This is a genomic window from Vibrio sp. S/42/10, assembly GCF_029890535.1.
Lineage (GTDB): Bacteria > Pseudomonadota > Gammaproteobacteria > Enterobacterales > Vibrionaceae > Vibrio > Vibrio cyclitrophicus.
In genome coordinates, this window is the sequence record NZ_JAKMZC010000001.1 from 501,644 (window position 1) to 514,625 (window position 12,982).

Genomic DNA, 12,982 nt, shown 5'->3' on the forward strand with positions numbered 1-12,982 from the left:
ATTTATCCTTAAATTAAATTCTTGACGCAGCTGCGTACTGCTTTAGCAAGTCCGGCACATCTAGAATCAATGCAATGTGTCCGTCACTTGTAATTGTCGCGCCTGCCATTCCTGGCGTGCCTTGCAGTAGTTTATCAAGTGGCTTGATCACTACTTCTTCTTGACCGATAAGCGTATCGACAACGAAACCAACACGTTGGCTACCAAGCTGTACAATAACAACATGGCCATGTCCTTTACGCAGTTCAACAATACCTGCTTTAGGTGCGAGCCAATTTTGCAAGTAGAACAACGGAATAGACTTATCACGAACGATGATAGTCAGTTGACCATCAACCACGTTTGTACGGCTTAAATCTAGGTGGAAGATCTCATTTACAGAAGCCAGCGGCAATGCAAATGGGTGACCCGCAACACCGACCATCAAAGTTGGTAGAATCGCAAGCGTCAGTGGAACCTTGATCGTGATCTTAGTGCCTTGTCCCATCTCTGAGTCGATATCAATGGAGCCGTTCAGTGTGTTGATCGCTGTTTTCACAACGTCCATACCTACACCACGACCGGAGATATCAGAGATCTGCTCTTTGCTTGAGAAGCCTGGAGCAAAGATGAGGTTGAAACACTCTTTGTTTGATAAACGAGATGCAGCATCTTCATCCATCAGACCACGTTTAACCGCGATAGCGCGAAGCTTATCTGGGTCCATGCCGCCACCGTCATCAACGATAGCCAGTTCAATGTGATCACCTTCTTGAGAGGCAGACAGTATCACTTTACCCGTTTGTGATTTACCTGCAGCAACACGATCTTCCGGCATCTCAATACCGTGGTCGACAGAGTTTCTCACTAAGTGAATAAGGGGATCAGCAAGTGCTTCCACTAAGTTCTTATCAAGATCCGTTTCTTCGCCACGCATTTCAAGAACAATGTCTTTCTTCAAGCTACGAGCAAGGTCACGGACAACTCGTGGGAAGCGACCAAATACTTTCTTGATCGGCTGCATACGAGTCTTCATTACCGCACCTTGTAGGTCTGCGGTAACAACGTCTAAGTTAGAGACAGCTTTCGCCATTTCTTCATCGTTACTATTTAAGCCAAGGCTAACAAGTCGGTTACGAACCAACACCAGCTCACCCACCATGTTCATGATGGTATCAAGTGTTGATGTGTCTACACGTACTGTAGCATCAGCTTGTTGTTTCTTCGCTGGCGCTTTAACTTCAGTTTTCGCAGGTGCTGCTTTCACAGCAACGGGTGCAGATGGCTGATGCTTAGGAGCCGCTTGTGGTGCTGGTGCGATAGGCTCGGGCTTGACTGCTGCTGGCTTCGTTGCTGCGTCCAGTTCTTCAAGAGTCGGACCATTACCTGAACCATGTAACTGATCAAGTAACTTCTCGAACTCTTCGTCAGTCATCAGATCATCGCCCTCAGACATCGCCGATACTGGTTCTGGAGAAGGTGCTGGCGGTGGCGGCGGTGTTGAACCTGCTGCTGTCGGGCTCTTACCCGCACCATGCAATTCATCTAATAACTTTTCAAATTCGTCATCAGTGATATCACCACTATCAGAAACTGGCTGAGGTGCGACTGGTGCTGGCGGCGGTGTTGGTGCTGAAGTTGCTGTCGGCGAACCACCTTTCCCATGAAGTTCATCAAGCAAGCGCTCAAACTCATCTTCAGAGATATCGTCGACCGAAGATGCGCTGATGCTTGAGCTTTCAACAACAGGCTCTGGAGCCGCTGCTATAGGTTCAGGGATAACTGGAGCTGGAGCTTCTACTGGTGTAACTTCATCGGCGGACTGTGGTTTACAGAGACGATGAAGCTCATCCAATAACGCTTGATCAGCTGGCACTAAAGGCTCCTGATCTTGCACGGCTTGAAACTGTACATTTACTGTATCTAAAGCCTGTAGCATTGTATCCATCAAACCTGAGGTTACACTGCGTTGGCCGTTTCTTAGAATGTCGAACACATTCTCAGCACCATGACAAGTATCCACCAGCTCAGTCAATGCTAGGAAACCAGCACCACCTTTTACTGTATGGAAACCACGGAAAATAGCATTTAATAGGTCTTTGTCGTCAGGGTTATTCTCAAGCTCTACCAGTTGTTCTGATAAAAGTTCAAGGATCTCTCCTGCTTCGACTAAAAAGTCCTGAAGAATATCTTCGTCTAAATCGTAGCTCATACGTTACCTTTAAAATCCAAGACTGGATAACAAATCGTCGACTTCATCTTGAGATGCAACAGCGTCTTCGCGCTCTTCTGGGTTCATAATTGGACCCTCGGGAGCAATGGACGCTTTCTTCTCTGACTCTGGAGTTGGCTCTATCTGATTCGCACCAAATACTGTGAGAATCTCGACCAAACGTCCCTCAACCTCATTCACCAAGGTAATAACTTTGCTAATTATCTGCCCAGTTAAATCTTGGAAATCCTGAGCCATCAAGATTTCAGTCAATTGTCCACGTAGTTCAGTACTATCGCCTTCTACCTGGACAAGCAATCCATCAATGCGGTGACATAAAGCTTTAAATTGTGCCAGCTCAATGCGGCCATGCATCAGTTCATTCCATTGAGGCCTTACTTGAAGTAAACACTCGTGTAGGTTGTCTGCTATTGGCATACAGCGATCGACAGCGTCCATCGTCTTATTTGCCGCAACTTCCGTTTTATCAATGACATACTGAAGGCGATCCCTAGCGTCAGGGATTTCATCATTTGCGATGACGCTAATGCGTTCATCGAAATTAAATTGAGTCAAAGAATCATGGAGGTCGCGAGTCAGACTGCCTATTTCTTGAAGCATTGGATTGTCTTGAAGATTAAAATTATCTTCATAAATGCTTCTAACAAGAGAATCAGCACCTTGCTGCTCATTGTTCTCAAGCAGCTCTACTAATTTTTTTGCTTGTTCTAATGAAATCATCCTGAGTTCGGCCTTACTCCGCATACTTTGTGCGCTTAGGCTATCGAGATAAACAGAGGACTTTTCAGTCAGTGTTTACCTAAAAGTGCCTAAAACTTATTGATGCTTATAAGCGATCAAAAATCTTATCTAGTTTCTCTTTCAGCGTTGCAGCAGTGAAAGGCTTCACAATGTAACCATTAACACCCGCTTGCGCTGCTTCAATGATCTGCTCGCGTTTCGCTTCTGCGGTGATCATAAGCACTGGAAGGTGCTTAAGTTCTGCGTCTGCGCGAATGTGCTTAAGCAGGTCAATACCTTGCATGCCAGGCATGTTCCAGTCAGTTACCACGAAATCAAATTCGCCTTTTTTCAGCATAGGTAACGCGGTCAAGCCATCATCTGCTTCTTGAGTGTTGTTGAAACCTAGGTCACGAAGTAGGTTTTTAACAATTCGGCGCATCGTTGAAAAATCATCAACAATGAGAATTTTCATGTTTTTGTTCAAATTAGCCTCCACTGAATAAAACCAGTGTTGTTAGTCGTTCTGTGTCCAAGCACTTAACTTAGTGCGTAAACGCTGCATAGATTGGCTTAGTATTTGGCTGACGCGAGATTCGCTGACACCTAACACTTCCCCAATCTCTTTTAAATTGAGTTCTTCGTCGTAATAAAGTGAAAGCACTAGGCCTTCTCTTTCCGGAAGTTGTTTTATCGAATCGATCAAAGCTTGGCGGAAGGATTCATCAGCAACCCCTTGAAAAGGCGTATTGTCTTGAGAATCTTCATTCGGAGATATTACATCATCTGAGACGCCTAAATCTTCGATCCCAACCAGTCTTGAGCAATTTATGTCAGTTAAAGCACTATGATATTGGTCTAAACTGAGTCCCATGTGCTTTGCCACTTCGGCATCACTTGGATCACGGTTTAGCGTTCCCTCTAACTCGGCTATTGCACTACTGATTTCACGATTGTTTTTATGAACCGATCTTGGCACCCAATCTCCACGTCGAATGTCATCTAACATCGCCCCGCGAATTCGGATACCTGCGTACGTTTCAAAGCTTGCGCCTTTAGTACCATCATAGTTTTGTTGCGCCTCAATCAAGCCAATCATGCCAGCTTGAATCAAGTCATCAACCAATACATTAGGCGGTAATCGCCCCAACAAGTGATGAGCGATACGTTTAACCAACACAGAGTACTTCTCAAAAAAAGCCTGTTGGCTATTGTGATTAGCATGCTGGTCGTAAGTAAGCGCTTTATTCACCAAATGGTTCCTCTACAAATTCAGTACGATTCAGCAGTCTTTCAACAAAAAATTCCAAATGCCCACTTGGGGTTTTTGGTATTGGCCAGGTCAATGCTTTATTTGCCAGTGAGCTGATTGCTAACGCAGCAGGAGAGCGAGGATACGCATCCACTACGATTTTCTGTCTCTTGACTGATTGACGTACTTTATCATCTAAAGGAATACATGCTACGAGTTCGAGGCTCACATTCAAGAAGCGCTCTGTGACCAAAGTCAACTTTGCAAATAATTCTCGACCTTCGCGGTAGCTTCTGACCATATTTGCAACAACTTTGAATCGTTGAACTTGGTGCTCTCTACTCAACAACTTGATTAAGGCATATGCATCAGTAATCGAGGTCGGTTCATCACAAACGACTACAACCACGTCTTGTGCCGCTCTTGAGAAGCTAATGACCATATCCGAAATGCCAGCAGCTGTATCAACCAACAAGATATCCATCTCGTCTTCAAGCGAACCAAAAGCTCGAATCAACCCCGCATGTTGAGCGTGTGAAAGTTCAGTCATGCTCTGTGTACCAGATGTCGCTGGAATGATTTTAATTCCATACGGTCCTTCAACAATCGCATCTTTAAGTTCACACTCACCGGCCAGCACATGCCCTAGGTTTCGTTTAGAACGAATTCCTAGCATGATGTCTACGTTGGCAAGCCCTAAGTCGGCATCTAAAACCATGACTTTTTTGCCTTGGCGAGCCATACAAATAGCCATACCTAGCGTCACATTAGATTTACCTACACCACCTTTACCACCCGTTACCGCAATAACTTTTGTTAATGAAGGCTTGGTTAAGCGACGGAGGCCGCTAGCTTGATCATGTATCATATTTTCATTCATATTTATCCGCCGCCTAGAGCCCTTCTGAATCGCTATTCCAGTAATGAGGTTCATTCTCTGTAGATTTTTCTAATAACTCATTCGCCTTAGCAATCATGTACTTTGGCTGAGCTATAACGATATCTTCAGGAACTCGTTGACCATTTGCTATGTAAGCAACTGGTAATGCATTTTGTATTACTACACTGATGAATTCACCTAGACTTAGGGATTCATCCAGCTTAGTCATGATGCACCCCGACAACGGGATTCTTCTAAAGTGTTCAATGGTTTCTTGTAGCACTTTGCGCTGCGCAGTTGCGGGTAACACAAGGTAACTATTGATAACGGAACCACTCTCTTGCATCAATGTGTCTAACTGCTCAGATAGGCGAACATCTCGTTGTCCCATGCCTGCAGTATCGACCAGAATTAGGCGACGATTACGTAACTGATATATTACATCGGCCAACTCACTAGAATCTTTAGCAACTCTTACAGGACAACCCATAATTCGACCATAAATCGATAACTGCTCATGTGCACCTATACGATATGTGTCGGTTGTCACTAGTGCGACGTTGTCTGCGCCATACTCCATGGCGGCACGTGCAGCTAGTTTTGCAACAGTCGTTGTTTTCCCCACGCCAGTCGGGCCTAGCAAGGCCACAATACCACCGCGTTTTAAAATATCTTTTTGTGTTACCGAGATTTGATCAGCAACCAACGCTAACAAGGCTTTCCAAGCTCGTGCTGGTTTGGTGTCTTCAGGAATGTAGCAAGCCATCTGATCAGCAAGTTCAGCCGAAACACCCATACGTTCAAGGCGCTTGATAAGCATGGCTCTAAGTGGTTCACGGCGCTCAACTTCTTGCCACATTAGCCCAGATACTTGGTGCTCTAACAAACGACGAATTGAGGTCATCTCTTCGCGCATTGTTTCCATTTCAGTATCTGAACCTTTCGATTGGACCGGATCACGACCACGATCGTAACGAGTAGGATCTAAACGAGGTGCAGGGCGCTCTACTCTTCGGTCTTCGGCAATCAATTTAGACAAACCCGTTTCACGAGCAAATGCAGAATCTATATTGCTGTTACGAGGCTGTGACTGTTGGTTGCTTTGAGAACCTTGATGACCGCCCGATTGACGATTGAGTAATGCAGACAACGAATCTTCGTTTTCTGCACGGTGTTGCGGTTCTTCGTCTGCGCCATGGCTGTATTGCTTCAGCATGTTCGCGAAACGCTTAGTCATTGAACGTCCGCCTTCAGAATTCGACTGTAGGCTAACCTTGTCATCATCTAATTGACGACGACTCGCAGGTACAGCGGGCGCTGCCATCTGCGTATATTGACTTTGCGCAGGCTGCTGAGGTTTGTTTAATCTTTGGCTCGCTGTCGACGGGCTGGATTCGCCATCAATAGCAGCAACAATTTCCACGCCACCTGCGACCTTTTTGTTAGACATGATCACCGCTTCTGAGCCAAGTTCTTCTTTAACTTGGAGCAAAGCTGTTCGCATATCTTTTGCAAAAAATCGTTTAATTTTCAATTCGATCGTCCGTTCTAATTAGGCGGCTTAATTACCAACAGCTTGTACTATGCGTATCTGCTTTTCGTCTGGTATCTCTTGGTAAGACAAAACTCTCAAGCTTGGGATCGTGTTTTTCACGAACTTAGCCAAAGTTGAACGCAATACACCAGAGGTCAGCAACACCGCTGGCTCCCCTTTCAGTTCTTGCTCTTGTGTGGCATTACTAAGAGAAGTCTGTAAACGTTCGGCTAAACCAGGTTCAATACCAGCAGATTCTCCGCCGGATGCCTGCATAGTTTGATGCAAGATTTGTTCCAGCTCGGGAATTAAGGTTATAACTGGCAACTCTGGTTCTATACCATTGATTTCTTGAACAATTAGTCGTTTCAATGATATACGAACAGCCGCTGTCAAGATGTCAGGTTCTTGACTCTTACTTGAATACTCCGACAAAGTTTGGACGATGGTGCGAATGTCACGTATTGGAATAGCTTCATTCAATAGGTTCTGTAGCACTTTCACCACCACACCAAGCGGTAATTGATCCGGCACAAAACCTTCCACCAATTTAGGCGTTGTGCGGCTAAGCATTTCAAGTAGGTTCTGAACTTCTTCGTGACCAATCAGCTGCGACGCATTATTCGTTAACTGTTGACTGAGATGGGTAGCCAACACGGTTGATGAATCAACCACCGTGTAACCTAAGGCTTGCGCATGTTCACGCTGCTCTTCACGAATCCAAACCGCTTCAAGGCCAAAAGCAGGATCAATCGTCGGCTCGCCATCGATCATGCCGTAAACTTGACCCGGGTTAATCGCGAGTTCCATGTCAGGCTTAATCTCGGCTTCACCAACGGCAACTCCCATCAAGGTGATTCGGTAGCTGTTTGGTGTCAGTTCTAAGTTATCGCGAATATGAACGGCCGGGATCAAGAAACCAAAATCTTGAGACAGTTTTTTACGTACCCCTTTGACACGTTCAAGCAGTTCGCCGCCTTGATCTCTGTCTACTAGAGGAATCAAACGGTAGCCTACTTCTAAGCCAATAATATCGACAGGTTGAACGTCATCCCAAGAGAGCTCTTTCTTGGACCCCGTTTCTCCGCTTGCTTCAACGGTCGTAGGAAGATTCGGTTGTTCAGCCTTCTTTTTGTTCTTTTTATCGATGTAATAGGCAGCTGCACCTGCAATGACAGCAAGACTCAAGAATGAGAAATGCGGCATACCAGGAACGATACCCATGATGCCAAGGATACCTGCTGTGATCATCAAGGCTTTTGGATTGTCGAACATTTGGAAGACAAGCTGTTGCCCCATGTCTTCATCGGTGTTTTGGCGCGTCACCATCATCGCGGCTGCGATCGACAATAGTAGAGACGGAATTTGTGCAACCAAACCATCACCGATAGTCAGCAGCGTGTAGATCTCGATCGCTTCACCAAAACCTAAATCAAACTGAGCCATACCAATGCTCAAGCCGCCAATGATGTTGATGAATAAGATCAAAATACCAGCGATCGCATCGCCTTTAACAAACTTAGACGCACCATCCATCGAGCCATAGAAATCGGCTTCTTTGGTGACTTCAAAACGACGGGTCCGAGCCTGATCTTGGTCGATCAAACCCGCATTTAAATCGGCATCGATTGCCATCTGCTTACCCGGTAAGGCGTCCAAGGTGAAACGCGCACTTACTTCCGAGATACGGCCTGCACCTTTGGTGACAACCATGAAGTTGATAATCATCAAAATCAAGAACACCACTAAACCAACCGCATAGTTACCACCGATAACCACGTTACCGAAGGCTTCAATAACGTTACCGGCAGCATCACCGCCTTCATGACCATGGAGTAATACCACACGTGTCGAAGCAACGTTCAAGGCTAAGCGGAGTAGAGTCGCAATCAGAAGTACAGTCGGAAATGCAGCGAAGTCTAAAGGCCTGCGGGTATAAACCGAAACCAATAGCACCACCATAGACAGAGCGATGTTAAAGGTGAAAAACATATCCAACAAAAAGGCTGGAATGGGCAACACCACCATAGCAAGCGTTGCAAGTACCATAACAGGTGCACCAATCGCAGGCATGGCACGGTTAGGAATTTTAGGTAGCTTGTCCGCAAAAGGCAGGGAAAATTTCATAAATCTAGGCTGTTTCGCTATGTTGTAGCTATCTCACTAAGCGGACTGAGGCCTAGGTCTAAGCTATGTTGCTAAAGTTTATTATGATCAGGTTTATAATGATCGGACTTAATATGTTCGGATTGATATAGCAAACACTGTACCAACATATCACGTCAAATTATCGCCATCACATCAAAAAAGAGAGGTGTAGCTAAGTAACCATTATCACGGTTCATCAAGCTGAGCTCAAGCAATTGATCTAATGACGTAAATCAGGTGGGATCGGCATATTGGAATCTTGCAGCTTTGGCCTCTCGCCACCTTTTTTCCGGTACTGTTTAAGTTGAAATACATATGCAAGCACTTGTGCAACCGCAGTAAACAGACCGTCAGGAATTTGTTGTTCTAGCTCGGTGGTGTGATACAGCGCCCTAGCTAACGGCGGTGCTGGAATAATATAGATGTCATTTTCTCGAGCGATTTCACGGATCTTCATCGCCATGTGATCGACCCCTTTGGCGACCACAATTGGCGCTTTGTCTTGATTCTGCTTATAACGCAGAGCCACTGAAAAGTGTTCCGGGTTGGTCACAATCACATCTGCCTGAGGAACATCAGCCATCATACGTCGCTGAGCCGCTTCCCTCTGCAACATACGAATACGCCCTTTCACTTCAGGCTTACCTTCTGTGTCTTTAAACTCATCTTTCACTTCTTGCTTGGTCATCTTAAGTTGATCGGCATGTTGCCAAATCTGGAATGGGATATCTATCGCCACCACAATCAACAGAGAACAACTGATAAGCAGAATAAAATTAAGCAAGATATCCAAGGCGTGGAAGATATTCTGCGGATACACATCCATACTCAATTGCATTAAGTCATGTTGGGAAGCTTGGATAAGGTAGATAGCCATGCCTGATACCAGAGCGACCTTCAAAATAGATTTCAGCAGCTCAACCCAACTTTGTAGGCCAAACATACGCTTAATACCGCTTAAAGGGTTGAGCTTAGACGCCTTAGGCATTGCTGCTTGCATCGAAAAGTTAACACCACCGACACCCGCAGCACCAATAACAGCAGCAACGAACAAAGTTATTAAGATCAGGAACAGCGGAAACAATAGGTTTACTAATGCACCACCCGCTATTTCGAAGAGTTTATTGGTATCAAATATCTCGTCGCGGCTCAGAGAAAACAGGCGTTGCATCGCCTCGAACAATGCCTTCGCCATCGATTCGCCAAACCACATTAAGGAAATTGCACCGACTATCAGTACCGACGCTGACGCTAGCTCTTTTGACCTTGCAACCTGCCCTTTTTCTTTGGCCTGTTGCAAGCGTTTGGGCGTGGCGTCTTCTGTGCGTTCTTGACCGTCTGACTCTGCCATATCAGTCTCCTAACAATCTAGTCGGATTAGACGACATATCTGTTGCTCGCCTTGCATCCAGAATAACTCATAATGACTATACAAGCCGCCAAGGATGTACCAACAAAGTAACAAACCTACAAGTAGCGCAAATGCAAAACCCAAAGAAAATATGTTTAACTGAGGTGCTGCACGCGTCATTACACCAAAAGAGAGGTTAATCGTTAGCAACGCAATAATCCCCGATAAGGACATCGCCAATGCTGTTTTGAACATGATGCCAAGCCACAACGCCAGTTCTCTAAAATCAACAGCCGTCAAAGAACCACTGCCAATCGGCAAGGTCTTGAAGCTGAACACCACTAACTGCAGCATTTTTAAATGGCCATCGGTCACCAAGAAAAACATGGTCGCCAACAACATGAAAAGCTGACCAAGTACTGGCGTGTTTTGACCGTTTGCAGGGTCCACCATAGAGGCGAAACCCAAACTTGATTGCATACCCAAAATCTGACCGAGCATTACGAAAGTTTGAATCATGAATTGAGTGACAAACCCCATGGCAACACCAATCACGATTTGCTCAAAAACCGTCAAGAACCCTTGGAAAGACAGTAGTTCAATTTCTTTAGGGACAGCAGGAATCGCAGGCATAACAGCGAAGGTAATCGCCAAACCTAAATACAGGCGTATACGCGGCGACACAAAACGTGCCCCTGTCACCGTCATCACCATCAGCATGGCTGAGATACGAGTGTATGGCCAAAAATAATTGGCTAACCACTCTAGTACAAGGCTCGTTGGGTATTCCATGTTGGTCTAATACAGAACTTGCGGCAAGCGTTCTATGAGTTCAAAAAAGAACTCCATCATCATTTGAGTCATCCAGTGAGCAAACATCATCAACGCTAATAGCGTCACGATTAAACGCGGAAGGAAACTCAATGTTTGTTCGTTGATAGACGTCGCGGCTTGAAAAACAGCAACGACTAAACCGATCAGAAGGCTCGGAATAATAATGGCGCATACCATGATCAGTACCATCCAAAGCGCGTCTCGGAACAATTCTACGAATATTTCAGGATTCATTATTCCCCCAGCTACAAGGCAAAACTGCCGGCGAGTGTGGAGAGTATCAAGTTCCAGCCATCAACAAGGACAAACAACATCAACTTAAACGGCAACGATACAATCATCGGTGACAACATCATCATACCCATAGCCATCAATACCGAAGCCACCACCAAGTCGATAATCAAAAACGGTAGGAACAACATGAACCCGATTTGGAACGCCGTTTTTAATTCCGATGTGATAAATGCTGGAATCAGAACCGCCATCGAAACATCTTCAGGATTGGTTACTTCCGCGCCGGAAATCTCAACAAAGGTTTCAAGATCTTTGATTCGAGTCTGTTTGAGCATGAAGGACTTAATCGGTTCTTGAGCAATATCAAATGCCTGTCGTGCCGATATCTGTTCATTAAGATAAGGCTGAACTGCTTGTTCGTTAACTTGATTAATCACTGGCGACATGATGAAGAAGGTCAAGAATATCGCGATACCAATAATGACTTGGTTAGACGGTGTTTGTTGTAGACCCATTGCCTGACGCAAAATAGACATCACCACCACAATACGAGTGAACGACGTCATCAAAATCACCATCGCAGGCAAGAAGCCAAGCATGGTCATTAAGGCTAGAATTTGCAAATTGACCGAGTAGTCTTCGCCGCCATTAGCATTGGTAGTCATGGTAAAGGCTGGAATACCGCCACCGTTGCCAGTTAAACTACCAGTCGTCATTGTTTGTGATGTGGCTTGGTCTTGCTCCATCGTACTGATGGTGACCGATTCTGAACCAGCCGTATTCGCAGGAATCACGGCGCCATCTTCAGCTTGCGCAAATACCGATACACTGAAAACGAGAGAGCAGAAGAGAATGATCTGAACCAGCAGCACTTTTACCGATCCGAAAGCTCCGGCTGGATAAAAGTAAGATGAGTTCAAAAGTCCGTTATTTGTTTGCATCTTTTTTAATTAGCTGGGAAAGCTGACTTGAAAATGTACTTTTTTCCAGCATCTCCTGAGTAAGAGGTTTATCGAGCTTAGAGATCAGCTGAATCGACTGAGTGGTAATGCCAACCAAAAACTGTTCATCTCCCGCTTGTACGATCGCAATCCGTTCTTTAGTCCCAACAGGGATTTGCCTAACAATGGCCAAACCTTGTTGGTTCGACATCGCAGGCACTTGCATTCGTTTCAATAACCAAGCAATAAATAAGATGAAGGCAATAACGAAAATTAGCGACCCAAAAGTGGTCGCTAAATCAAGAGAAGGAGGTGCGGCAAAAGCAATTGAAGGCGTAGACAACAGCCCTATTCCCAATATTCCACGAGACAAACGTTTTATTCCGCAAAACAAAACTGTCATTCCGTGAGAAAAGCCCGCCAGTATTTGAGACAAAAAGCTCATTAACGCAGCTTCTTAATTCGTTCTGTTTGGCTAATGACGTCAGTCAAGCGAATACCAAATTTGTCGTTTACTACAACCACTTCACCGTGAGCAATCAGAGTACCGTTGACCATCACATCTAGTGATTCACCAGCAATTCGGTCGAGCTCAACAACCGAGCCTTGGTTTAGTTGCAGTAGATTACGAATGCTGATCTGAGAGCGGCCAACTTCCATAGAAATCGTCACTGGGATATCCATGATGGTATCCAGTTTACGACGCTCATCTTCAGAAATAGGAGACGATGAATCGGTCAGCTCATCGAGTGGTGCCGCAAGCACGTCATCGACATCAATTGACGGTGCAGAAGGGTCTTCACCAAGTGCAGCAGCCCATTCGTCCGCTAACTTTTGATCTTCACTAGGTTCCATTACCAATTCCTATACTTTTAT

13 protein-coding genes are annotated in these 12,982 nt (G+C 45.3%); all 13 read right to left on the reverse strand.

Features of this window, described 5'->3' with window-relative positions:
• Nucleotides 1-13: 13 nt before the first annotated feature.
• The 13 genes from L8S15_RS02230 to fliN all read right to left on the reverse strand — a co-directional run bounded on the left by L8S15_RS02230 (nucleotide 14) and on the right by fliN (nucleotide 12,961).
• Nucleotides 14-2,191 carry a chemotaxis protein CheA gene (locus L8S15_RS02230; RefSeq protein ID WP_016784725.1) on the reverse strand — a complete coding sequence of 726 codons (2,178 nt, stop codon included), beginning with the start codon at nucleotides 2,189-2,191 and terminating at the stop codon, nucleotides 14-16.
• 9 nt (nucleotides 2,192-2,200) lie between these two features.
• On the reverse strand, nucleotides 2,201-2,932 hold the full coding sequence (locus tag L8S15_RS02235; RefSeq protein ID WP_010439383.1) for a protein phosphatase CheZ: 732 nt from the start codon (nucleotides 2,930-2,932) through the stop codon (nucleotides 2,201-2,203).
• A 106-nt stretch (nucleotides 2,933-3,038) separates the two neighbouring features.
• Nucleotides 3,039-3,407, reverse strand: a complete 369-nt coding sequence (gene cheY / locus L8S15_RS02240) for a chemotaxis response regulator CheY (protein ID WP_016767062.1) — start codon at nucleotides 3,405-3,407, stop codon at nucleotides 3,039-3,041.
• A gap of 42 nt (nucleotides 3,408-3,449) precedes the next feature.
• Nucleotides 3,450-4,184, reverse strand: coding sequence for an RNA polymerase sigma factor FliA (locus tag L8S15_RS02245; RefSeq protein WP_010439379.1), 735 nt, complete (start codon nucleotides 4,182-4,184; stop codon nucleotides 3,450-3,452).
• Entirely contained in the window at nucleotides 4,177-5,064 is an 888-nt protein-coding gene (locus L8S15_RS02250; RefSeq protein ID WP_280571945.1) for a MinD/ParA family protein, read from the reverse strand. Before L8S15_RS02250 ends, L8S15_RS02245 begins: the two co-directional genes overlap by 8 nt.
• A 13-nt stretch (nucleotides 5,065-5,077) precedes the next feature.
• Complete coding sequence (gene flhF / locus L8S15_RS02255; RefSeq protein WP_010439374.1) at nucleotides 5,078-6,598, reverse strand: flagellar biosynthesis protein FlhF; 1,521 nt, start codon at nucleotides 6,596-6,598, stop codon at nucleotides 5,078-5,080.
• 27 nt (nucleotides 6,599-6,625) lie between these two features.
• A complete protein-coding gene (gene flhA, locus L8S15_RS02260) occupies nucleotides 6,626-8,725 on the reverse strand; it encodes a flagellar biosynthesis protein FlhA (protein ID WP_016767060.1) in 2,100 nt (699 codons plus the stop codon).
• Nucleotides 8,726-8,966: 241 nt separating this feature from the next.
• Nucleotides 8,967-10,097: a flagellar biosynthesis protein FlhB gene (gene flhB, locus L8S15_RS02265; protein WP_010439371.1), complete on the reverse strand. Its 1,131-nt coding sequence runs from the start codon at nucleotides 10,095-10,097 to the stop codon at nucleotides 8,967-8,969.
• Nucleotides 10,098-10,106: 9 nt separating this feature from the next.
• Complete coding sequence (gene fliR / locus L8S15_RS02270) at nucleotides 10,107-10,889, reverse strand: flagellar biosynthetic protein FliR (protein ID WP_010439369.1); 783 nt, start codon at nucleotides 10,887-10,889, stop codon at nucleotides 10,107-10,109.
• Nucleotides 10,890-10,895: 6 nt separating this feature from the next.
• Nucleotides 10,896-11,165, reverse strand: a complete 270-nt coding sequence (gene fliQ / locus L8S15_RS02275) for a flagellar biosynthesis protein FliQ (RefSeq protein WP_004736211.1) — start codon at nucleotides 11,163-11,165, stop codon at nucleotides 10,896-10,898.
• An 11-nt stretch (nucleotides 11,166-11,176) separates the two neighbouring features.
• A complete protein-coding gene (gene fliP / locus L8S15_RS02280) occupies nucleotides 11,177-12,106 on the reverse strand; it encodes a flagellar type III secretion system pore protein FliP (RefSeq protein WP_010439367.1) in 930 nt (309 codons plus the stop codon).
• Nucleotides 12,093-12,551 (reverse strand): flagellar biosynthetic protein FliO, encoded by a 459-nt coding sequence (fliO, locus tag L8S15_RS02285; RefSeq protein WP_016767058.1) that lies wholly within the window; start codon nucleotides 12,549-12,551, stop codon nucleotides 12,093-12,095. The genes fliP and fliO overlap by 14 nt, the downstream gene beginning before the upstream one ends.
• The gene (gene fliN / locus L8S15_RS02290) at nucleotides 12,551-12,961 is read right to left on the reverse strand and encodes a flagellar motor switch protein FliN (RefSeq protein WP_004739851.1); all 411 of its coding nucleotides are present in this window, start codon (nucleotides 12,959-12,961) and stop codon (nucleotides 12,551-12,553) included. The genes fliO and fliN overlap by 1 nt, the downstream gene beginning before the upstream one ends.
• Nucleotides 12,962-12,982: the final 21 nt, after the last annotated feature.

What these genes read in the sequence shown, in the direction of transcription:
- fliN (WP_004739851.1), bottom strand. Translation starts at nt 12,961, where the DNA reads ATGGAACCTAGTGAAGATCAAAAGTTAGCGGACGAATGGGCTGCTGCA.
- L8S15_RS02235 (WP_010439383.1), bottom strand. Translation starts at nt 2,932, where the DNA reads ATGATTTCATTAGAACAAGCAAAAAAATTAGTAGAGCTGCTTGAGAAC.
- cheY (WP_016767062.1), bottom strand. Translation starts at nt 3,407, where the DNA reads ATGAAAATTCTCATTGTTGATGATTTTTCAACGATGCGCCGAATTGTT.
- flhA (WP_016767060.1), bottom strand. Translation starts at nt 8,725, where the DNA reads ATGAAATTTTCCCTGCCTTTTGCGGACAAGCTACCTAAAATTCCTAAC.
- L8S15_RS02230 (WP_016784725.1), bottom strand. Translation starts at nt 2,191, where the DNA reads ATGAGCTACGATTTAGACGAAGATATTCTTCAGGACTTTTTAGTCGAA.
- fliP (WP_010439367.1), bottom strand. Translation starts at nt 12,106, where the DNA reads ATGCAAACAAATAACGGACTTTTGAACTCATCTTACTTTTATCCAGCC.
- fliQ (WP_004736211.1), bottom strand. Translation starts at nt 11,165, where the DNA reads ATGAATCCTGAAATATTCGTAGAATTGTTCCGAGACGCGCTTTGGATG.
- flhB (WP_010439371.1), bottom strand. Translation starts at nt 10,097, where the DNA reads ATGGCAGAGTCAGACGGTCAAGAACGCACAGAAGACGCCACGCCCAAA.
- fliR (WP_010439369.1), bottom strand. Translation starts at nt 10,889, where the DNA reads ATGGAATACCCAACGAGCCTTGTACTAGAGTGGTTAGCCAATTATTTT.
- L8S15_RS02250 (WP_280571945.1), bottom strand. Translation starts at nt 5,064, where the DNA reads ATGAATGAAAATATGATACATGATCAAGCTAGCGGCCTCCGTCGCTTA.
- fliO (WP_016767058.1), bottom strand. Translation starts at nt 12,551, where the DNA reads ATGAGCTTTTTGTCTCAAATACTGGCGGGCTTTTCTCACGGAATGACA.